General features: G+C 60.8%; 18 protein-coding genes. 8 read left to right on the top strand and 10 right to left on the bottom strand.

What is annotated here, in order from left to right:
• Nucleotides 1–537, bottom strand: a 537-nt coding sequence (locus WCA85_RS31800; protein ID WP_424069125.1) for a CoA transferase, incomplete at its 3' end; no start/stop codon positions are given.
• Nucleotides 538–664: 127 nt separating this feature from the next.
• Between WCA85_RS31800 and WCA85_RS31795 the strand changes: the two genes are divergently transcribed.
• Nucleotides 665–1,897 carry a citrate/2-methylcitrate synthase gene (locus WCA85_RS31795; RefSeq protein WP_424069123.1) on the top strand — a complete coding sequence of 411 codons (1,233 nt, stop codon included), beginning with the start codon at nt 665–667 and terminating at the stop codon, nt 1,895–1,897.
• Here WCA85_RS31795 and WCA85_RS31790 read toward each other — a convergent pair.
• The gene (locus tag WCA85_RS31790; RefSeq protein ID WP_424069121.1) at nt 1,890–2,204 is read right to left on the bottom strand and encodes a DUF2917 domain-containing protein; all 315 of its coding nucleotides are present in this window, start codon (nt 2,202–2,204) and stop codon (nt 1,890–1,892) included. The genes WCA85_RS31795 and WCA85_RS31790 overlap by 8 nt on opposite strands.
• A gap of 159 nt (nt 2,205–2,363) precedes the next feature.
• Between WCA85_RS31790 and WCA85_RS31785 the strand changes: the two genes are divergently transcribed.
• The 3 genes from WCA85_RS31785 (at nt 2,364) to WCA85_RS31775 (ending at nt 6,871) form a co-directional block, all read left to right on the top strand.
• On the top strand, nt 2,364–3,788 hold the full coding sequence (locus WCA85_RS31785) for a PLP-dependent aminotransferase family protein (RefSeq protein WP_424069119.1): 1,425 nt from the start codon (nt 2,364–2,366) through the stop codon (nt 3,786–3,788).
• Between the two features lie 81 nt (nt 3,789–3,869).
• Nucleotides 3,870–5,330 carry a multidrug transporter subunit MdtD gene (gene mdtD / locus WCA85_RS31780; protein WP_424069117.1) on the top strand — a complete coding sequence of 487 codons (1,461 nt, stop codon included), beginning with the start codon at nt 3,870–3,872 and terminating at the stop codon, nt 5,328–5,330.
• 266 nt (nt 5,331–5,596) lie between these two features.
• Nucleotides 5,597–6,871: an EAL domain-containing protein gene (locus WCA85_RS31775; protein WP_424069115.1), complete on the top strand. Its 1,275-nt coding sequence runs from the start codon at nt 5,597–5,599 to the stop codon at nt 6,869–6,871.
• Here WCA85_RS31775 and WCA85_RS31770 read toward each other — a convergent pair.
• The gene (locus WCA85_RS31770) at nt 6,827–7,813 is read right to left on the bottom strand and encodes a sigma-70 family RNA polymerase sigma factor (protein WP_424069113.1); all 987 of its coding nucleotides are present in this window, start codon (nt 7,811–7,813) and stop codon (nt 6,827–6,829) included. The two genes, WCA85_RS31775 and WCA85_RS31770, sit on opposite strands and share 45 nt — an antisense overlap.
• Before the next feature lie 290 nt (nt 7,814–8,103).
• On the opposite strand from WCA85_RS31770, the gene clpP reads away from it, so the two are divergent.
• Nucleotides 8,104–8,751 carry an ATP-dependent Clp endopeptidase proteolytic subunit ClpP gene (gene clpP, locus WCA85_RS31765; RefSeq protein ID WP_424069111.1) on the top strand — a complete coding sequence of 216 codons (648 nt, stop codon included), beginning with the start codon at nt 8,104–8,106 and terminating at the stop codon, nt 8,749–8,751.
• A 559-nt stretch (nt 8,752–9,310) separates the two neighbouring features.
• Nucleotides 9,311–10,747, top strand: coding sequence for an NYN domain-containing protein (locus tag WCA85_RS31760; protein WP_424069109.1), 1,437 nt, complete (start codon nt 9,311–9,313; stop codon nt 10,745–10,747).
• Nucleotides 10,748–10,819: 72 nt separating this feature from the next.
• On the opposite strand, the gene WCA85_RS31755 is transcribed toward WCA85_RS31760, so the two are convergent.
• The 6 genes from WCA85_RS31755 to WCA85_RS31730 form a co-directional block, all read right to left on the bottom strand.
• Nucleotides 10,820–11,938: a porin gene (locus tag WCA85_RS31755; RefSeq protein ID WP_424069107.1), complete on the bottom strand. Its 1,119-nt coding sequence runs from the start codon at nt 11,936–11,938 to the stop codon at nt 10,820–10,822.
• 479 nt (nt 11,939–12,417) lie between these two features.
• On the bottom strand, nt 12,418–15,246 hold the full coding sequence (locus WCA85_RS31750; RefSeq protein ID WP_424069105.1) for a 2-oxoglutarate dehydrogenase E1 component: 2,829 nt from the start codon (nt 15,244–15,246) through the stop codon (nt 12,418–12,420).
• Nucleotides 15,247–15,683: 437 nt separating this feature from the next.
• A complete protein-coding gene (locus WCA85_RS31745; RefSeq protein WP_424069103.1) occupies nt 15,684–15,884 on the bottom strand; it encodes a copper chaperone in 201 nt (66 codons plus the stop codon).
• A 142-nt stretch (nt 15,885–16,026) separates the two neighbouring features.
• Nucleotides 16,027–16,272 (bottom strand): hypothetical protein, encoded by a 246-nt coding sequence (locus WCA85_RS31740; RefSeq protein ID WP_424069101.1) that lies wholly within the window; start codon nt 16,270–16,272, stop codon nt 16,027–16,029.
• A 334-nt stretch (nt 16,273–16,606) separates the two neighbouring features.
• Nucleotides 16,607–18,472: a biosynthetic-type acetolactate synthase large subunit gene (gene ilvB / locus WCA85_RS31735; protein WP_424069099.1), complete on the bottom strand. Its 1,866-nt coding sequence runs from the start codon at nt 18,470–18,472 to the stop codon at nt 16,607–16,609.
• A gap of 313 nt (nt 18,473–18,785) precedes the next feature.
• Complete coding sequence (locus WCA85_RS31730) at nt 18,786–19,364, bottom strand: AraC family transcriptional regulator (protein WP_424069133.1); 579 nt, start codon at nt 19,362–19,364, stop codon at nt 18,786–18,788.
• Nucleotides 19,365–19,722: 358 nt separating this feature from the next.
• Between WCA85_RS31730 and WCA85_RS31725 the strand changes: the two genes are divergently transcribed.
• Together WCA85_RS31725 and mug are read left to right on the top strand one after the other, a co-directional pair.
• Nucleotides 19,723–20,748, top strand: a complete 1,026-nt coding sequence (locus WCA85_RS31725) for a GlxA family transcriptional regulator (RefSeq protein WP_424069097.1) — start codon at nt 19,723–19,725, stop codon at nt 20,746–20,748.
• A gap of 5 nt (nt 20,749–20,753) precedes the next feature.
• Nucleotides 20,754–21,275 carry a G/U mismatch-specific DNA glycosylase gene (mug, locus tag WCA85_RS31720; RefSeq protein ID WP_424069131.1) on the top strand — a complete coding sequence of 174 codons (522 nt, stop codon included), beginning with the start codon at nt 20,754–20,756 and terminating at the stop codon, nt 21,273–21,275.
• On the opposite strand, the gene WCA85_RS31715 is transcribed toward mug, so the two are convergent.
• Entirely contained in the window at nt 21,236–22,198 is a 963-nt protein-coding gene (locus tag WCA85_RS31715) for a LysR family transcriptional regulator (protein WP_424069095.1), read from the bottom strand. The genes mug and WCA85_RS31715 overlap by 40 nt on opposite strands.
• Nucleotides 22,199–22,332 lie beyond the last annotated feature (134 nt).

Raw genomic sequence — 22,332 nt, 5'->3', positions numbered from 1 at the left:
GGCAATCGCCTTCGCCTGCTCATGCGCCGCCCATTCACGCGGCGAGCGGATCAACGCTGCGCACAAACCGGCATCGGCCAGCGTCTGATCGAGCGCCGCGCCATCCCAGCCCTTGATCGCCTCGGCCACCGCCGCTCGATCGTTCGCGCAACCCAGCACCTTCAGCACCCCGGCCAGATGATGCGGGAAGTTGGTGTGCAATTGAATCCAGCGGTCGTCTCGCGTCGCATAGAAGCCCATTACCGGATCGCGCAACGCGGGCGGCGGCCCGTCGTTGATACGCAGATACCGCTCGCTGCGAAACGCGGCCAGCGCACGCCGCATCTCCACATCGACACGTTGCCGGCAACCGGTGCGCAGCCGAAAGCATTCGGCTGCGGCCAAAGCGGTTGCGGCAATCGTCGCCGTGGCCAGCGTGCCCACACGATAGACCGAAGGCAAGCCTGGGTCATTGCCGCTGAGCGAGACCGAATCGAGGGCTGCGGAATCGCAGCCTGCAGCGGTCCAGAGATGATCGAGCGCGAGAAGAGGTGTCATGGCGAGTGGCGAATTGCGGTGAGGTTGAGAGAAATCACTGCGTCGAGTCTAGATTTACACCCCGCTTCGATCAATCTTGATTAAGATAATCAACATATATTGATTTCTACGGTTTTTTCTCATCTTTATGCCTATAGCCACCCACCTCACTGCTACCGAAGCCGCCGCACTGCTCGGCATCAGCGTACCGACGCTGTATGCCTATGTGAGCCGCGGCATGCTGGTTTCGTCACCGGACGCGCACGGCAAGCACCGGCTCTACGACGCCGCGGAAGTCCGGCGGCTCGCGCGGCGCAAGGCAGATGGCAAGCGCGCCGGCAAGGTCGCGCAGAAGGTGCTCGACTGGGGTGTGCCGGTGCTCGAGTCGTCGATCACGCTGATCGCCGATGGCCATCTGCTGTATCGCGGGCACGACGCAGTTGAACTGGCGCGCAACGCGTCGCTTGAAGACGTGGCGGCACTGTTGTGGGAATGCAGCGCGCGGCGTATCGCCGAAGCGCCGGGGGCTCTGCTAAACGCCGCCCAGTGGGGAGCGTGGCTTAAGCTTTGGGGCGACAGCACGCCGCTCGACCGGGCACTCGTGCTATTGCCGGCCGCCGCTGCGCAGATGCCGCGCGTCTGGGCCCAAGGCCGCGACGCCCAGCTCGACACGGCCTGCGCCGTCATGCGTCTGCTGGCTGCGGCGATGATGTCCGCAGCGCCATCTAATGAACCGCTACACCGGCAACTCGCTGCCGCATGGGCTGTGCGCAACCGGCAGCAAACCGGTGTGCTGCGCGCGGCCTTGGTTGCCTGCGCGGACCATGAACTGAATGCGTCGACGTTCACGGTGCGCTGCATTACTTCGACGGGCACTCATCTGTTCGGCGCGGTGGCGGGGGGTCTCGCGGCGCTCTCGGGGCCACGTCATGGCGGGGAAACGGTGCGGGTTGCCGCGTTGCTGGACGAAGCCGCTCGTGCTTCGGATCTCGATCGTTATCTGGCCACCCGTCTTGCGCATCATGAGGATGGCCGTTACGGCGCGGTGCTGCCAGGCTTCGGGCATCCGCTCTATCCGCAAGGCGATCCGCGTGCTCGTGTATTGCTGGAAATGTTGACGGAAAGCGCGCCGGCCCGTTCGCCGATGACAGAAATCCATGCGCTGGCCCGCGCCGTGCGCGATACGACGGGGGCCGACCCAACGCTCGACTTTGCGCTCGCGGCCATCGAGCGGGTGTTCGGTTTGCCGGCGGGCGCAGCGTTCACGTTGTTCGCGGTGGGCCGGGTCGTGGGATGGATTGCGCACGCCATGGAGCAGACCGCGGACGGGCGGCTAATCCGCCCGCGCGCGCGGTATATCGGCGAGGTCGACCTCAGGTAGTCTGCAACCAGCGCGGCACCCAACTCCGGGGCGCCGTCCGCGCTGCACTGACCGGCGGCCGTTCGCTCACGCGGGCGCTGGCAAAGGAAAGCGCCAGCCGCGCCCCGCGTTGCCCCGCGCTCACCCACGCGAGCGTGCCGCGGCTCAATTCGAAAGTCTCACCGGCCGATAGCCAGTAGTCCTCCGAATCACCCTCGACGGTGAGCCAAAGCTCACCGGCCATAACCTGCAATACGAGCGGCTGCGCGGCACGCCAGGCGGCGGCAGGTTCACCGTGTTCGAGTTCGAAAGTCCGGATTTCGCGCATCGCAATACTCCTTGAGAGGCTTTTACTGGTTGTCCAATTATTGCCGTGCGATGATGTCTATCCCATGCACACTTCTGGACAGTTACTACGGAACTGTGCAGTTGAAAAAGCTGACAGTTGCCAGCCTGTCCGATCAAAGCACGGGGAGTGCATCGTCCAATGAAACTCGATATCGCCCTCGACCGCGACAATGGCGTGCCGCTGACCGAGCAGATCGTCAGCGGTGTGACCGCGTGGATCCGTTCGCGCGCCGCCCATCCGGGCGCCAAGTTGCCGTCGATCCGCCAGTTCGCCACCGACTACGGCGTGAGCCGCTTCCCCGTGATCGAGGCGTACGACCGACTGGTCTCGCTTGGCTATCTGGACTCGCGCCACGGCTCGGGGTTTTACGTCTCTGAACGTCAGCGCGGCATGAGCGGGTGTCAGGGGAGTTCGGACCCACGCCGTGCGGAAGACGAAGCGGTCCACATCCTGCAGCAGTTCAATCACCCCGGCGAAACGCTCAAGCTCGGCAGCGGCTTCATCCCGGAAGCCTGGCGCGACATGGATGGCCTCGGCCAGGCGATCCGCCACGTGTCGCGAGTGGACAGTGCCAGCCTGATCGATTACGCCACCCAACTGGGCAATCCGACCCTGCGCGAGCATCTGCAAAGCCGCATCGCGCAACTCGGCATTGAAGCCGAGGCGTCGCAAATTCTGATCACCAACGGCGCGAGCCAGGCACTCGATCTGGTGATGCGCTACATGCTGAAGGCCGGCGACACGATGTTCGTCGAGGATCCTGGCTACTACAACCTTTACGGGCTCCTGAAGTTGCACGGCGTGAATCTGGTCGGCATCCCACGCACACGGCATGGTCCCGATATCGAGGTGTTGCAGGCGCAACTGCAACTGCATCGGCCGAAGCTGTTCTTCATTAACACGGTGTTCCACAATCCGACCGGCACCACGGTCGCGCCGCAAGTGGCCTTCCGGCTGCTGCAACTCGCGCGTGAACACGGCTTCAGGATCATCGAAGACGATATCTACGCCGACTTCCAGACCGACCTCACCGACCGCCTCGCGACGCTTGACCAGCTCGAACACGTGATCTACATCGGCGGCCTGTCGAAGACGCTGTCGTCGTCCTTGCGCATCGGCTATGTGGTCGCGCATCACGCGATCATCAAGGACCTCGCCGACATCAAGATGCTGACGAGCATCGGCGGATCGCGCTTTGCCGAGGCCGTCGCCGTGGCGCTGCTCGAACGCGGCGCTTACCGCAAATACCTGGAGCGGCTGCGCCGCCGTATGCGCGACGCGCTCGGCTCAACGGTCCAGGCGCTCGAAAGAAGCGGCTGGGAAGTGTTCGAAAGCCCGCTCGGCGGCAAGTTTGTGTGGGCGCGCCTACCGCATGTGAGCGACTCGACACGGCTCGTCGAGTGTGGCGAACCGCTTGGCGTGACCGTGGCGCCGGGCAGCTATTTCCGGCCGAATGCAGAGGTGAGCCCGTGGATTCGCATCAACGCGGCATATGCTGGCGATCCGCGTGCGCTTACTTTCTTTGATGCGGCTGCGCGGCTCGAACCCTGGGCGCGACGATGAGAGAGCCATCGCATGGCCGCGCGGTTTTACCTAGAATGGAGCCTCCCCAGCCAGTCCGGTACGCGTGAGCAGCCGCCTCCCATGTCCAATCCGCCGACCGCCGCCTCAGAGACCCCCACCACCGCTTCCCAGCCTACTGCGCGCTCACTCACCGTGATGCTGTGGCTCGTCGCCACCGGTTTTTTCATGCAGACGCTCGATTCGACCATCGTCAACACCGCTTTGCCGGCGATGGCGACAAGTCTCGGCGAGTTGCCGCTGCGGATGCAATCGGTGGTGATCGCGTATTCGCTGACGATGGCGGTGATGATCCCGGTATCCGGCTGGCTCGCCGATAAACTCGGCACGCGCAAAGTGTTTTTCAGCGCGATCCTCGTGTTCACGATTGGCTCGGTGCTATGCGCGAACGCGCAAACGCTCAATCAACTGGTGGTGTACCGCGTGATTCAGGGGGTGGGCGGCGCAATGCTTCTGCCGGTCGGGCGTCTCGCTGTGCTGCGCACCTTCCCTGCGGAACGCTACTTGTCGGCTCTGTCGTTCGTCGCTATTCCAGGCCTGATCGGGCCACTGATTGGTCCGACGCTCGGCGGCTGGCTCGTCAAGATCGCCTCATGGCACTGGATCTTTCTGATCAACGTGCCGGTGGGCATAATCGGCTGCCTTGCCACTTTCATTTTCATGCAGGACAGCCGCAACCCGGACACCGCGAAGTTCGACATCAAGGGTTATCTGCTGCTGGTCGTCGGCATGGTGGCGATCTCGTTCGCGCTTGATGGCCGCACCGAACTCGGCATCCAGCAGGCTACCGTGCTGGTGCTGCTGATCCTCAGCCTCGCATGTTTCGTCGCCTATGGACTGCATGCTGCGCGCGACCCGCATCCGCTCTTCTCGCTCGACCTGTTCAAGATTCATACGTTCAGCGTCGGGCTGCTCGGCAATCTGTTCGCGCGGATCGGCAGCGGCGCGATGCCGTATCTGATTCCTCTGCTGCTGCAGGTCAGTCTCGGTTATAGCGCGTTCGAAGCCGGCCTGATGATGCTACCTGTTGCTGCAGCCGGCATGACTTCCAAACGGCTCGCCACCAGGCTGATTACCCGCTATGGCTATCGGCACGTGCTCGTGACCAATACCGTACTGGTCGGCCTCGCGATGGCGAGCTTTGGGCTAGTAAGCACCGCACAGCCCTTGTGGCTGCGGCTCGTGCAACTCGCATTTTTCGGCGGCGTGAACTCGATGCAGTTCACCGCGATGAACACGCTTACGCTCAAGGATCTGGGCACGGGTGGCGCGAGCAGCGGCAACAGCCTGTTTTCGCTGGTACAAATGCTCTCGATGAGCCTTGGCGTCACCGTCGCCGGCGCCCTTCTCGCCACCTTCACCGGCCTGATCCACAAGGTGACCGAGGCCAATTCCCTGCCCGCGTTCCACGCGACCTTCCTGTGCGTGGGCATCATCACAGCGTGTTCCTCATGGATTTTCGCCCAGCTCGCCGCCGACATCCGCCGCACGGCGAAGAAAACCGACCCGTCCGAACGGACCTGAAGCCCCGTCTGGCGGCCATGAAAGCGGGCCTGAAACATGGCACACGCCGTCGCCGATTCCCGACCCGCAACGGGGCGCGGCGCGCACCACGGCTGTGCGCTGCATAGCCGCGGCGCGCATCCCGGCGCACAATGAGCAGCGCAATGCGGATTACCCCACGCGGAGAGCGCAATTGTCCCGTGCGCACGGTTCTTGCTCGCCTATCCTGTAAACTCTCGCTTTGCGCGCACCCGCTGCGCGGCTATTTCTCACACGACTGACACAAGATGAGCATGATCGAACTCGATCCTCCCGGCTTCCAGCCACCGCGCCCCATGGCGGGCGACGAAGGCTCCCGGCGCACCGTCCTGTACGGCGGCTACACGGTGTTCAGCGTGTTCCAGCCGGTATTCTCGGTATCGCACCGGCGCGCGATCGGCTATCACGCCTCGCTGCGCGCCCGCGATGAACATGGGCAGCAAGTTCCCTCACACGAGGTTTTCACCCAGGCCGCCCGGCGTGGCGACCTGCTCGAACTAGGGCGGCTCGCCGAATCGCTGCATCTGGGCAACTTCAATGCGTTCGACAGCCATGACGAATGGCTCTTCCTGAGCCTGCACCCCGCTGCGCTGATGGACACCAGCTACGGCGACGCGCTGCTCGCCGGCCTGAAGGCGCTGGGACTGCCACCGCAACGCGTGGTCCTCGAAGTGTCGGAGCAGGCCGGCGGCGAAACCACCCGCTTTGCGGAAATCATCGACGCGCTGCGCAAATCGGGCTTTCTGATCGCGCTGGACGGCTTTGGCGCGAAGCATTCGAACATCGACCGCGTGTGGAACCTGCGGCCCGATATCGTCACGCTGGACCGTTGCATCCTCGCGCAGGCGAGCGAGCATTCGCACATCGAACGTGTGTTGCCGGGGCTCGTATCGTTGCTGCACGAGTCGGGACAACTGGTGTTGATGGGCGGCTTGTCGACCGAGCGTGACGCGTTGATTGCACTCGAATGCAATGTGGATTTCGTGCAGGGTGCGTATTTCGCCGGGCCGAGCGTTGATCCGGTGAAACCGCAAGCCGCGGCGGGCTTGATGGACGAACTGTCCGCCGCATTGCGCGAACGCGTCGCGGCGCGAGAACGTGCTCAGTCGACGCGGCTCGCCCCGTACGTGACGGCGCTCGAGGCCGCCAGCGCGCACCTCGTCGCAGGCGAATCGGTCTCCCAGGCCACCGCGCCGCTGCTCGCGCTAGGCGAAACCGCACGCTGTTTCTTGCTGGACGGATCGGGTCGGCAGATCGGCGACAACGTCTTGCCGTCGGGCCGCGCATCGCAACGCGCGAAGCGGTTCCGCCCGTTGCTGCATTCGGAGGGCGCGAGCTGGGAACGCCGGCCGTATTTCATCGGCGCGATGCGTACTCCGGGTCAGGTGCACGTGACGCCGCCCTATCTGTCGATCAACGAAGCCCACTTGTGCGTGACCGCATCGATTGCGGCGCAAACGCCGCGTGGCATGCAGGTGCTATGCGTCGATATCAACTGGGAAGTCGCTGCACACCGCAATTGAGCGACGGGGCGCGCACCACGCGCGCCTGCTCAACGCCTTGAGCATCAGCCGGATAGCGGGCAATCCATAAGCAAGGTTGGCGGCCGCGAGGCGCGTCGCGCTCGTGACGATTAGCAGTCCCACGATTTGTCCATCGCAGCCCGACACATCGAGCAAGGCCGCGATTTCACCGTCCTGCAGAAGCGCCACACCCAGCGCGCCGTTGATCGAAACGAGTTCGGCGCGGTCGGCCTGGCCGCGAAGCGAGGCCACTGCGCCCAGCGCCTCCTGCCACGCCGCGGCTACCGCTACCGGCTCGCTGATCGGCACCGGCATATCGCTGACGACTTGCGGTGCATCGCTGAACAACCCTTGCAAGCCTTCCGTGTCTTGCGACTCCAACGCGGTACGCAGACGCTCCACCAGTCGGGCGTGCCTGACAGGATCGGGGCGCTGCAGCGGCACGCCCGCACGCTGCAAACGCTCTTTCGCGCGATGCACGATCTGCCGGCACGTCGCAGGTGTGCGCTCGAGAATCCGCGCGATTTCCGCGTAATCGCAATCGAAGCCTTCGTGCAGCACGAATGCGGCCCGCTCTTCCGGTTTCAAACGATCGAGCAACAACATTAGGCCATATGAGATCTGCGCCGAGCGTAACGCCAGTTCTTCCGCGGACGGCGCCACGTCGTCGAGCCACGGCTCAGGCAGCCAGCCGCCAGAGTGGGCATCACGCTCGCGTCGCAGATGGCGCAACCGGTCAATGGCGACGCGCGCAGTAATCGTGGTGAGCCATGCCAACGGCGTGCGCACTTCGTTCGTATCGGCGAGGTGCCATTTCAGCCAGACGTCCTGCACGACATCCTCCGCTTCCGCGCGGCTACCCAGCATCCGGTAGGCCAGCGCCAGCAATCTTGCGCGGGCGGCCTCGAAAGCGGACGCGTAGTCGAGTTCCTGTTCCGTCATGCGTGATGCTCCCCAAAACGTGAAGGTCGTGGCATCGCTGGCAGCGCGGCGAGCATGACCCATGCAGCCTTTGATGCCATTCCTGCGGTAAAACCGCCGCCGTAAACGCGACGCCATTTATAGCTAGACGTACGAGAACCAATCGTTGTGACAGGCGCGCGCAAAAATTCTTTTGTCACACGCTGCCGCGCCCTCTCGTCATAGGGGCATAGACACTCGCGCCCGCTTGCATCCGATTTCACCCGCTGGCCCGAACCGGTTTCGATCCTCCCACTTCAAACGAGACGCGCATGCATTCCAGTCACTCAAGCTTTACCGGCCTTGGCCTCGTACCCACCGTCATCGAACAGTCCGGGCGCGGCGAGCGCGCCTATGACATCTATTCGCGGCTGCTGCGCGAACGCATCGTGTTTCTGGTGGGTCCAGTCAACGAGCAGTCAGCCAGCGTGATCGTCGCGCAACTGCTGTTTCTTGAATCCGAGAATCCCGACAAGGATATTTCTTTTTATATTAACTCGCCGGGCGGCTCGGTCTACGACGGCCTCGCCATCTACGACACCATGCAGTTCATCAAGCCCGAAGTCTCAACGCTATGCACCGGATTTGCCGCAAGCATGGGAACGTTTCTGCTGAGCGCCGGCCAGCGCGGCAAGCGCTATGCGCTGCCGAACGCTCGCATCATGATCCATCAACCCTCCGGCGGCAGCCAGGGGACAGCAGCAGACGTGGAGATTCAGGCGAAGGAAGTGCTTTATCTGCGCGAGCGCCTGACCGCCATCACGGCCGAGCGCACCGGACGCAGCGTCGAGCAGATCGCGAAGGACACCGACCGCGACAATTTCATGTCGGCGATGGATGCGAAGGAATATGGCTTGATTGACGACGTATTGCAGACCCGCGAATCGCTTGCGTTCGACGCCGGCAAAAGTGTGCTGTAGCGGCCAACGCAGCCACGCGTAAGCTACGCGCGCCGCATGCCCGCGCGCCGTCACGCTTCCCATCAGCGTAACGGCGCGTACGCACAGGCGGCACGCCAATTTCATCCTTCGTTATGCAAGCGTTGCGCGGCTGCCGCGAAATCACTTTCATTCGATGCCGGCGCTGGCGCCGGCGAGCGTGATCGATTCTGGCTGATTCATGTCCGCCTGTCTCCTCGTTTCAGAGCCTGTCTAGCCCACCTAACCCGCCCACTAACGCCGCTTGCCGGCCGCTTGAGGCACTGGCTGCGAACTCATTCATTGCACTTTCATGCAGGCCGCCCAATCCCTGGGATCATGCGGCAGGAATAGATTTAAGCGGCCAAAAGAAAGAAGTGGATCGCGAAATCGGGACGTTTACATCTATCGTGGACGATGTATTGTGGCGGTCGCCTGCCCATCAGGGCCATTTGCCCTCGCTGAAGCTTCGGGCTTGAATACAAAGCTGTTAACCGGGGACAGGAATCGCTATCATGGTCGCGATCCGTCCGGTTTGACGGTTGCCTCATTGGAGAATTACATGGCGTCATCCAACGAAACGATCAGCATGGCGCTGTTCTGCGACTTCGAAAACGTCGCCCTCGGCGTGCGCGACGCGAAGTATGAAAAGTTCGATATCAAGCTTGTGCTGGAGCGTTTGCTGCTCAAAGGCAGCATTGTCGTCAAGAAAGCGTATTGCGACTGGGAACGCTACAAGAGCTTCAAGGGCACGATGCATGAGGCCAATTTCGAATTGATCGAAATCCCGCACGTTCGGCAGTCCGGCAAGAATTCAGCCGACATTCGCCTCGTCGTCGACGCGCTCGATCTCTGCTATACGAAATCGCACGTCAACACGTTCGTCATCATCAGCGGCGACTCCGACTTTTCGCCGCTCGTCTCGAAGTTGCGCGAGAACGCCAAGCAGGTCATTGGCGTCGGCGTACAACAGTCCACCTCCGATCTACTGATTGCCAATTGCGACGAATTCATCTTCTACGACGACCTGGTGCGCGAGAGTCAGCGCACGATCGTCAAACGCGAACCGGCCCGGCCAGCAGCACAACAACAGGCCGCCGCCAAACGCGCGCCGGACGAACCGAAGCGCCCCAAGGAAGATCTGGAGACCCGCAAGACCAAGGCAGTGGAAATCGCTGTGCAAACCTTCGATGCGCTCGCCTCCGAACGCGGCGACAGCGGCAAGATCTGGGCCTCCGTGCTTAAGAATGCGATCAAACGGCGCAAGCCGGATTTCAACGAAACCTATTACGGGTTTCGTGCGTTTGGCAATCTACTCGAAGAGGCGCAAGCGCGCGGCTTGCTCGAATTCGGGCGTGATGAAAAATCGGGCGCCTATGTATATCGCAGTACCGTGGTGACGCTGGGTAGCGAGACGATGAACGAACCGGCTGAACCGGCGCAGGAAAGCGCGCCAGCAGAAACCGCTGAACGCGCAGAAACGGGCAACAAGCAACGCGATTCACGACGCCGAGGACGTGGCAACCGCAATGCACCGCGCGAATCGGCGGCGTCCGAACCGGCGCCCACGTCTGACGAGCTTCAGGGCGGTGATGTCGAGCGCGAGGTGCCCGTATTCGGCGGCAAGGTGTTCGCCGACGAGGAACACGAGGACGATCAACGCGCGTTTATCCCCGAGCAGACGGACGAGCCGGCGGAGTTTGCGGCCGAGTCCGACGCTGTAGCAACGCAGACGTTCGTCGAGCAGGTCGAAGAATCCGCCACGAAAGCGCCTACGGCACGCAAAGGCCGCGCTAGCCGCAAAACCGCGGCCAAGAAAACGAAGCGCCCCTCCGCTGAGCGATCCGCAGAAGTCGCGCCTGAAAACCTGGTGATTCAGCAGGAGGCAAGCTCTCAGGCGGCGCCTGAAACACCGCCTGCCCGCAAGACCACCGCGCGCAAATCCGCCCCTCGCAGCCGCCGTCCGCGCAAGACGGCGACTGCACCGGAAGCGGAGTAAAAATCACCGTCAGAGGCGAGTTCGCCGTCTTCAGCTGAACACGGTGCTTCAACGTGGGATGGTGCCCCGCTATCAAAAGCGGTGCACCATCCCCACCGTAGCGAGAACCTGCTTCGTTCCCGCTTCGCTCACCGTCACGCCAGGCCAACTGATCGTCGCGCTTCCGTTGTTCTTGATATACCCCGCCCGAACGTAAAAGCTCGTGCGTTTGGAGATCGCGTGATCGGCGCCCACCTCGATGCCTGGCGCGTTGTCATGGGCGCCGCGCACGCTGCGCTGAATGCCAGCAATTTCGATCGTATCCGCCGCCGTGGCCTGGATCGTTGCGCCGAGTTCGGCAACGCTAAGCGAGTGGGCCGTGCCCAGCAGGGCGGCCAGTGAGCGCGCCGAGGGATCTTGCGCTCGCTGATACGAATAGTTGAACTGGAAGTTCACGATACCCACGCGATAAGCCAGCGCGCCAATGAAGTGCTCGGTGCTGAGCAGGTTCAACGCGGTCGGCAAACTTGCAATGGTCTCCTGCCCCGGATGCTGATTGACGTAAGCGAGCCCCGCATACAGACCATAGCCGCTGTAGTTCGCCCCCACGTTCAGCATATTGCCCGTGGTCGCCGGCACGGGTTGCGTCACCGTGGCCGAGAACGCATACATGCCGTAAAGCTGCACGCCACCCATGTTCGGCGATTGATAGAGGACCGAGTTGCTGGCGCGCCCCGAGTCGTACTGCGTCGACAATGTATTGCGGTCGACGGCGAGCACATCTGCCGAGAGCGGCGACAGGACCTCGTTGGCGCGATACGGATCGGTCGGATAAATTACGCGGAAGCTCGGTTCGTACTGACGGCCCATCGTCAACGATCCGTATTGCGCGTCGCTCAGGCCAACCCATGCCTGCCGGTAGAAGAGCGCCGAAGTATCGGCGAACAGCGAGCCATTATTGAGGTTGAAGCCGGTTTCGACGTCGAACTGCGCGCTCAACCCGCCGCCCAGATCTTCGTTACCCTTCAGGCCGAACTGTGATCCAGTCGATCCGCCACTTCGTTCGGAATACGAATGACTTCCACCGTTGTCGAGGTACTGGATGAACGTATCGGCCACACCGTACAGCGTCACGCTCGAATCCGCCGCCATCGCGCTGCCGGCGGCGAGCGCCAACGTGGCCCCGCAAATACCCTGACTGATCAAACGCATGCACGTCTCCTCGTTTTAATAGCCGCTTGATGCGGACTTGATTGCCTCGTTGCGATTCAGAGCGGCCGCTGTCTCCAGCACACCGGCCCAATGCGGTATGCGCGGCCATTCGGCTGACGTGTTCGGCTTTCCGCTATACCAGTCAGATCGAAAAATAGAATGGACGTGCTAATTTGAAGCCAAGTCGCTCCGCAAAGCCATTGCATTCTTTTCATGAGGAGCTTGCAGACCGCGCATGTACAAGGGTTGACCCGACGCGGGTAATTCCGGGGCCGAATCAGGGGGAGCGAAACCGCAGGAAGGGGGCGCCCGGGACGAGGCAGAGCACGCGTATCACGCCTGACGAGGCGCGCAGCCTGATTAGATGAAGGGCCTGAAAAGCAGAAAGCCCTCGCGAAGGAGGGCTTGTGACATTAAGACGCGGTATGGCGGGAGAGGCGAATCGGTGACAACCTCTCCGATTCGCCCTTGTTGCCTCGCTACTCCTCGATCGCTGCGTGCAGGAATTTTTCCTGACTTGCAAGGTGCATTGATTTGTAGCCCGGTGCGGTCGAAGCGGCAGCCTCAGGTCCGATGTAGCGCAGCGCCGCAGGTGCCTTCACGATGTCCAGCAGCTGTTCCATGACGAAATGCCACGAACCCTGGTTCTTCGCCTCTTCCTGGCACCACACGACACCCTTCAGATTCGGATAGCGCTCCAGTTCCGCACTGATCTGCTGCGCGGGGAACGGATACAACTGTTCAACCCGAATCAACGCGATGTTGTCCTTCTTCGCCTTACGCCGACGATCCATCAGTTCGTAGTAGACCTTGCCCGAACACAGGATGACCCGGTCGACCTTGGACGCATCTTCATTCGTAGGCGATTCGGCAAGAATCTCTTTGAAGTGGCCTTGCGCGAGATCGTCGAGGCTGCTGACCGCCTCCGGATGGCGCAGAAGTGACTTTGGCGTCATCACAATCAGCGGAACGCGATCGCGGCGCGCCACGGCCTGCATCCGCAGCAGGTGGAAAATCTGCGCTGGCGTCGTGGGTTGAACGACGCGCATATTTTCCTGTGCACACAGTTGCAGGTATCGCTCGAGACGCGCCGATGCGTGTTCCGGACCTTCCCCTTCCTGGCCGTGCGGAAGCAGCATCGTCACACCACTATGTTGTCCCCACTTTGCAGCGCCAGCAGACAGGAAGTTATCGATCACGACCTGCGCCCCGTTTGCGAAGTCGCCAAACTGCGCTTCCCACATGACGAGCGCGTTTTGCCGAACAATCGAGTACCCGTACTCAAAGCCCAAAACTGCAGCCTCTGACAATACCGAGTTGGTAAGCGAGAATCGTCCCTGGGTCTCCGCCACATGGTGCAGCGGAACGTATGTGCCTTCGCCCCGAGCCGACCGTTTTTGATCGTGAAGTACCGCGTGACGGTGGCTGAACGTACCGCGTTCACTGTCCTGCCCGCTCAGCCGCACGTCAATACCAGCGGAGAGTAGCGAGGCAAAGGCCATATGCTCAGCCATGCCCCAGTCCAGCGGACGCTTGCCTTCGGCCATATCGCGACGAGCAGACATCACTTTTCCAACCAGCGGGTGCAACGAGAACTGCTCGGGAACGCTGGTGATCTTGAGTGCAAGTTTCTGAACGAAGTCCGATAGCGGCGGCGCGTAATAGACACGGTCGACGTTGCCATCGAGTAGCTGCGGCCAGTTCTCCTCGTCGTTCCTTTGCTCGGCCGGCTTCTTCTCCTCGGCAGTTTGCGCAGCGTCAAGACGCTCGCGGTAGTCATGGACATACCTCTCCACGTCTTCCGCCGTCAGAAGCCGCTCATCCACCAGTTTCCTTGCATAGAGCGTGCGCACGCCAGGGTGGCCCGCAATAGAACGATACATCAGCGGTTGCGTGATAGCCGGCGTGTCCTGTTCCTGGTGGCCATGACGGCGGAAGCAAATCAGCTCGATCACGACACTCTTCTTGAAGGTGGAGCGAAAGTCGATTGCCAGACGCGTCGCGGCAATGACCGCCTCAGGATCGTCGCCGTTCACGTGCAGGATCGGCGCCTCGATCATCTTGGCAATATCGGTGCAATAGAACGACGACCGGGCATCTTCCGGGTGAGAGGTGGTGAAGCCGACCTGGTTATTCACCACCACGTGGATCGTGCCGCCCGTGCCGAAGCCCCGGGTATTCGCAAGGTTCATCGTCTCCATCACAATGCCCTGCCCCGAAATCGCCGCGTCCCCGTGGATCTCCACCGGCAGGACTGCGCTCGCGCCTTGCCCCAATACTTCGGCGCGCGCACGAGCGATACCTTGAACAACCGGGTTGACGATTTCCAGGTGCGACGGGTTAAACGCCAGCGTGACTTCCGCCGGGCCGGTTGCGGTCGGCAGCAAGCCGGTAAAGCCCTTGTGATATTTGACGTCGCCTGCCGGAAGCAGATGCGCGGTTTTGCCTTCGAACTCGTCGAACAACGCTGCCGGCGGCTTCCCAACAATATTGACGAGCACGTTCAGACGTCCACGGTGCGCCATGCCAAGAATCGAACTCTTGACTCCCTTCGTGGCGCCATAGGCAACCAGTTCATCCAGCAGGACGATAAGCGACTCGCCACCCTCAAGCGAAAAGCGCTTCTGACCGACGTAGCGGGCATGCAGGTATTTTTCCAGACCCTCGGCAGCGGTCAGCCGTTCGAGGATGTGCAGCTTGTCACCGTTATCGAGGGTGGCTTTTGCACGCGAGGATTCGAGATGCATTGACCACCAGTTGCGCTGTTCTGGATCAGCCAGATGCGAAAACTCGGCGCCTAGCGTCCCGCAATAGGTTTCTGTCAGCGCCTTCACCAGATCGCCGAGCGTTGCGTCGTCGTCCGAAAAGTAAGCGCCCGACATGCTGAATTTCGTGTCCATGTCCGCTTGGGACAGGTCGTAGTAGCTCGGGTTTAATTCAGGCACGGGGACCGGCGCGGTCCAGCGCAGCGGGTCCAGATGAGCATTACGAGTACCGACCATGCGATAAGCCGATATCAAGGCCTGTACGGCGACTTGCTTGCCCGCGAAAGTCAGTACGTCGTTCTCTGAGCGTCCACCGGTGCGCGCCTGCTTGGCCAACTCGACAAACCGCGACACAACCGGCGCATGCGCGACGTCGCCCGCGTCTGACCCGTCCACCGCCGGCGCACCTTGCAAGGCGTCAAAATACCCGCGCCATTCCTCCGACACCGTACTCGGGTCGGCGAGGTACGCCTCATACTGCTCCTCAACATAAGGAGCATTGCCTCCAAACAGGAAGGAGGTATTCCGATTCCGCATCATCATGATGACTCTGTCCTCAGTCGGGCTCATGCCCGGTATCTGCCACACATTCACTCAAGGCAGGACCTTTTCCGCCTTGGCGGGGCCAACGCGTCCACAGGTACACGAAGACAAAGATCGGACTGCAAAATTAAACAACCTTCAACGTTATCCAGTCTGCGTCAATTTGTGCAAAACCCCGTGACTCCTGCCACCAGGTTCCTGTGCCCGCCAGGATCAGCTATCTTTTGACCGCTGATAAAAAGAGTCTAGGTCCTGTGGGTTTTCCCTGGCGCTCTAGTTGTGATGGCTTTGGGACATTTCCTGCCCATTTCTGGCCATCACGTGAAAACCGCCAAAATCTCGTGTATCTACAGCGTCGGACAGCTTTGCGCCACAAAGCTGCCTTTCACATATCCCATGTGCTGGCTTCGGCTAGCACGTACGATGCGTGCGCCTCGCTAAGCTTCAGCAATGCTCACCTCGTAGTCTTCTTCGACGAAAGCGACAATAAACTCTTCGGGCATCAGCCACGAGTCAACGCTCACGGTGTTCGTATCAATGTTGACGTCGACCCTGGCGTCGCCGTCGACCATCTTGATGGCATGTTCAATCGTTCCGATATCGTCAGAGCGAATTTCATCTTTGACCGAGAATTTCATTTGTCACTTCTCCAGTAGATAGCTAAACGTGGCACGACCTTTCGACTCATCTGCGTCAGTGGCTTCAGCGCCAGGTCACTATGCCCGCCAGGATCAGCAATCTTCTGACCGCCGATGAAATCAGTTTAGGATTTGCAGGCTTTCACGGGTGCTCTAGCTGTGATGGTTTGGGGACATTTCCCGCTCGTTTCAGGCCACCAAGTGACACACTCCAGAATCTCGTCTCTTTTGAGAGTCGAACGGTTTTGCGATGCAAAAGCCGACTTGTCTGCGTCAGTTGATCCGCGCATTGATTGTAATAACTAACTGTTTTTTCCGGTGCGATCAAGACAGCGCGGTTCATTCCGTTGGCGCCTTGATCGGACAGTTTCGCATTGGCATCATTCATTTTCACGCGCTCCATGCTCGCCCCAGGCGAGCTTTGGAGACAGAGACCACAAGCGCCAAAACGCCCAATCAGGGCGCGAATTCTCTCTGCTCAAGGACGTCTGCGTCCATCAGAGAAATGTGGCTGATCGCTCCGCGCGGTCGCGCTGGAATTTGATCTGTTAGCCGGATGGAAAAAGATCTTTTCTGGTAAAGCGCGATGCCATGGTGGCTTTCGCCGAGCACCACGATCGCGGCTGAACAAAGAAGCGAGAGGCAGCGACGAAACGCACTGCCCCTCTCTCTCGCCGCACTCAGGGTCGCGTCACGCTTCACGACACTGAACGTCGCCCTCGCTAGAACATATCCGTTGTACCGGTGGGCCCCGGAGCCTCGCGTCGTGTTCCTGGCGCTGTGCGAGAAGGGATAAACGGACCGGTGATCATATTCGCGTAGGTTTGTCCTGGGCCCACCATCGGAAATACATCGGCGTTGTAGTCGATCATCACCTCAAGGAAGGCCGGTCCCTCATATTCCACAAACTGCTTCAGCATGTCCTCAAGCTCGCCTGGTGCTTCAACGCGGCGGGCAAATTCAAAGCCATCTGCCTTTGCCGCCATCACAAAGTCCTTGCGATGCAGCGACTTGTCGCTGACAAACATTCGCCCGTCGTAAAAGAGGCGCTGCCACTGCCGGATCATGCCGTCACCTTGATTATTGAGCAGCAATACCTTGACGGGGATGCCGTACGTGCTTGCCGTCTCCAGTTCGCCGGCGTTCATCCGGATGCTTCCGTCGCCGTCGATGTCGATCACAAGGGCATCGGGCCGCGCCAATGCCGCGCCAATTGCCGCCGGCAGTCCGAAACCCATCGTTCCCATACTGCCCGAGGTCAGAAAGCTGCGAGGCTCGACGAAGTCGAAGAACTGTGCGGCCCACATCTGATGCTGGCCGACACCCGTGCTGATGATCGCTCGTCCGCCTGTGATTTCGCTGAGCTTCTCGACCACCGCCTGCGGCTGAATCGCGGCGCTATTGCGGTCGTAGTTCATTCCGAACGTACGCTTCAACTGCATCGCGTGCTCGTACCAGTCCGAAGGCGACGGCGTCGCCGGGCTGTGCTCGATCAAACACCGCAAGGCATCTTTCGCATCGCCCACGTGGTTCCATTGAGAGCGTTTGACCTTGTTGATCTCCGCCTCGTCGATGTCAATGTGAGCGACATGGCGCGCACCGCGAGCAAATGAGTCAGGCCGGCCTCCGGCCACCCGATCGTCGAAACGGGCGCCCACTGCAATAAGAAAGTCGCAGTCTTCAACGGCGTAGTTGGCGCACGCGGTGCCGTGCATGCCGAGCATGCCGAGAGACAGTGCGTGCTTTGCAGGTATGGTGCCCAGACCCATGAGCGTCGTGACGATAGGAATGCTATTGCGCTCGGCAAACTCGCGCAGCTCATCAGTGGCGCGGGCCGTGATCACGCCGCCGCCGACGTAAAGCAACGGCCGCTTGCTTTGCCGCAGGATATCGAAGAAGGCCTCGACCTTTTCCCCGTCAAGCTGCGCGCCTTTCGCCACCATACGGAGACGATCGGAGTAGCCGCGAAAATGCAGCGAGCCTTGTCCATAATAGGGCCCTGTCCAGTTCTGGATGTCTTTTGGCACATCCACAACAACCGGACCCGGTCGGCCGGTGCGGGCCACTTCGAACGCGGTGCGCAGAGTTTGCTCTAGCTTCAGCGGGTCCGTGACCAGAAACACCTGCTTTGCGCACGCGGACATGATGTTGAAGACGGGCGCTTCCTGAAACGCATCGCTGCCGATCGCGGCACGCGGTACCTGCCCGCTGATCATCACAACGGGAATCGAATCGCCATTACAGTCGGCGATCGGCGTCACGGCATTCGTCGCACCGGGGCCCGACGTCACCATGAATACGCCGACTTTGCCGCTGGCGCGCGCGTACCCGGCAGCCATAAAGCCCGCGGCCTGTTCGTTGGACGGTACGATGAACTTGATCTGGCGCTCGGGATGCGCCTCGTTCATTTCGTTAAAGCGAAACACGGCGTCGTAAGTTGGCAAAATCGCACCGCCGCTATACCCAAACAGCGTGTCGACGCCTTGCTCGGCCAGTACGCGCAGGATAATGTCGGCGCCCGACATCGTTTCACCTGCGCTCGTTGGTGCCGGGTCGGCTTTTGAAGCAATGATTGAGGATTGGCTCATGTTTGGCTCGCGGGCAGATTGGCGCTGACAAGGGCAGCAGCCAAAATCGAAGGATCCGTTCCCTTCCAACTCGCGAACAATGTATGTTCGACACCAGCTTATGGACGGACGCTCAGACGGGTTCTCCGTACTGGCCTCGTCCACCAGGCACGCTCATGAGGTGCTTCTGGAAGAATCGTGAGAAAGGACATTGCCATTCTGCCAACGATTGCAATAGCGCGTTCTTTTTTGAAGGTGATGCATGGGCCAAATCTAGCTGTATCTGGGCCACGGCTGGCATGATAGTAAAGGGCGTCCGGCTCGTGGAATCGTCTTACCTTTGCACCCAGTTGTGCTGCCTCGACAATGAGGTTGCGATGCATCTGGCGAACTCGTCGCCCAGGTCCTCTCTGACGAGGGCGAGAGCCACCTCGATACCGTCGCTCGCACCGCACGACGAGTACAGGTTGCCATCCTGCAGATAGCGGCGGTCACTCATGACACGGACCAGCGGATACTCAGCAGACAGACGTTGCGCGTCGCGCCAATGCGTCGTCATCGAGCGATGGTCGGCAAGGCCGGCCCGTGCGATCAAAAACGCCCCGTTCGACACCGACGCAAGCCTGCGCACGGTGCGTCCGGTATCACTGAGCCAGTCCACCAGTTCGCGATGCTCACGGTCCGAGCCAACGACCGGAGCACCGGGCACAACCACGATATCGAGCGCAGGCTGCAGATCCAGCAGACACGCCGTGGTGCCCACCGCCACGCCATTCGAGCATAGAACCGGCCCCGGAGACGGCCCCACCAGATGCTGCTCGTACAACGCCGCGCCGCCCAGACGGTTCGCTTCGTGGAAGACGTCCATCGGGCCCGTCACCTCGAGCAGCCGGAAGCCCGCGTAAAGCATCATCGCCACATGCATGTGTCCTCACTCGGCCTGGATCAACGTAGACTGCGACTTTTTGAAGGGGCGGCTGTGGCCGCACTGATCAACCCAAGTCTAATCAGCCGGAACGGGCGAGGAAACACGTGGATATCGCCATGCCAGGCCAATCAACGTGAGATTTAGGCCAACGGCGGCGCCCTCCTGACCTTACACGGACGCAAAAGTCAATTTACAACCAGTGCGTCCCCGTTTTCGGGCGATTGCGGTAAGCTCGGTCGTCGCTCGTCAATACAGGCTAGCCGGTTCGCTCTCGCAGCTCGGGTGAAGCCTATTGAATCACCGGTATCGGAAACGGGCTTACTCACTCCACGAAGGTCACGGCATGAAAGTCGCCATTGTTATATTCGATGGTGTCCAGGCGCTTGATGTTGCAGGGCCACTCGACGTGTTTGCGGAAGCAAACACGATTCTTCCCGAACAGCAGAAGTATCAGGTTTCCCTTGTGGGACTTCAGGCCGGCCCGCTGACCTGTTCGAACGGAATGCAACTTTCGGTGCCGTTTGGCTATAAGGATGTCGACACGCAATGGGACCTGTTGCTGGTCGCAGGAGGCCCGCAATTGCCCAACGCTCAACCGTCCGGCGAGTTTCTGGCGTGGCTGCAAAATCAGGCACGCAGCGCGGCGCGGTTTGGCTCCGTTTGCAATGGCGCATTCGTGCTTGCACATGCAGGACTGCTTGACGGCAAGGAAGTGACGACTCATTGGGCCGACGCTGGCCGCCTCGCCCACGAATTCCCGCGCGCGCGCGTGCAGCCCGACAAGATCTTCGTTCGTGACGGTCGCCTCTTTACCTCGGCAGGTGTGACGGCCGGCATTGATCTGTGCCTGTCGCTTGTTGCCGAAGACTGGGGGCACGAACTGGCGGTGCGCGTGGCAAAACGTCTGGTCGTGTATATCCAGCGGGAAGGCGGCCAGTCGCAGTACAGCCCGTACATGGGAACGGGCCGGGACGAAGATCCGATTATCCGCAGAGTGCATCGATATGTGACCGAGCATATAACCGATGCGCTATCGATCGAACAACTCGCGGGCGCAGTCGCCGTGAGCCGGCGGACCTTCTCGAGAATATTTGCCAGGTATGCAAAGGTGACGCCCTCTGCATTTGTCGAGCAGGTTCGCGTCGACACCGCGAGAAAGTTGCTCGAAGAGACGGACGCACCGCTGAAGACCGTAGCATTTGAATGCGGCTTCCGCAGTGCCACCCACATGCGCACGACGTTCTCCCGGCGCCTGAACGTCACACCGAAACAATACCGCCAACGGTTTCGCGGAGAGACAGACAATCAGCCACGGGCGAACCGCGGTGCCGACGCACAAGTCGCGTTTCAAGGACTGCCTGCCCTGTGACCGACGTGGATTCGCTTCCTTCCCTTCCTGATCTCCTCGCACCTGGCTTGTCGCTGATATTTTGCGGAATCAACCCAGGCATGCGTGCCGCGTCGTCGGGTCATCACTTTGAGGGCAGAAACAATCGTTTCTGGCGGGTCTTGCATCTTGCCGGCTTTACGCCTGAACAGGTTCGTCCCGAAGACGATCACACGGTTCTTCGATATGGCTACGGTCTCACAACCGTAGTGCCGCGACCGACTGCGCGAGCCGCTGAGCTGTCGCGAGCGGAGATTGAACTGGCCGGGGATGCCTTTCGGCGCAAGATCGAACAGTACGCGCCACGCTACGTCGCTTTCCTTGGAAAGATGGCGTTCTCGGCAATCTCCGGCGCGCCCAATGTCGAATGGGGCCCACAGGCCAAGCCATTCGGCGGCGCACGCGCATGGGTCTTGCCCAACCCGAGTGGACTGAACCGCGGGTTCGACCTCGATGCGCTGGTAGCCGCCTACCGGGATGTTCGCGTGGCCGTTGCGTCCATGCCCTGAAGCTGCGCGTTATTGCGCAATGCCTCAGTGACGAACTCCACGAACGCGCGAATCTTGCCGCTGGTGCTGCGCCGCTCTATATGCAGCAGGTTCACCGGAATCGACTCGGGTTCGAATGCGGTGAGGACAGGTTGAAGCCTGCCGTCGGCTACCTCAGAAGCCGCCTGATACGACAGCAATTGAATGATCCCCACACCGTCAACGGCTGCAAGAACAGCAGAGGAACCCAGGTTAGCAATCATCCGCGGCTGAAGCTTGACGGACAATCTCGAACCGTTCTCGTTGAACACCCACTCAAGCGGCGACGTGACGCCAGTGAAAGACACGCAATGATGGTTGGCCAGTTCCCTGGGATGAAGAGGCTCCCCATGGGTGGCGAGATAAGAGGGAGCTGCATAGGTGCGGCGGCGCACAAAGCCTAACGAAATGGCGAACGTCGAGGAGTCTCCAAGGTGGCCGACACGGATCGCCACATCCACACCTTCCTCTAGAAGCCGCGTGGTTCGATCGGCGTACACCGCATTGACGTTGACCTCTGGATAACGCAGTGCGAACGCGTTGATGAGCGGCGCAACATATCGCTCGCCAAACAGGATCGGCGCAGAAACGGTCAACGTACCAACTGGATTGCGTTGATCGACCGCAATGCTTGCCTCTGCATCCGTGATCGTGTCCAGCACCTTCCTGCAGGCTTCAAGGTAGGCCATTCCCGCATCCGTCGGCCGAACCGAGCGGGTAGTCCTGGCCAGCAGATGGGTGCCCAGACGCGATTCCAGCGAATTCACCCCCCGCGAGACCGCCGCGGCCGACATTCCAACTTTATCGGCAGCGCCAGTAAAGCTGCCCCGATCGACGATGGCGACGAAAACCTCCATCTCACGCAATTTATCCATTCTGTTTTCTACCCTGATCAGCGCACGCACATGCGCGGATTCTATGCGTTGTGACCCGCATAGTGCCAATCCGCGTCGTCGAATGGCTCAAAGAATACACAAAATGCCCAATGCCAAACTTTTTCCAAATAGCAGGAAGCGGCGATCTATATTTTCCCTGCCGG

It is taken from the genome of Paraburkholderia sp. (assembly GCF_049581445.1).
Lineage (GTDB): Bacteria > Pseudomonadota > Gammaproteobacteria > Burkholderiales > Burkholderiaceae > Paraburkholderia.
Note: the sequence above shows the minus strand (reverse complement) of the source record. Positions and strands in the feature narration are given on the sequence as shown.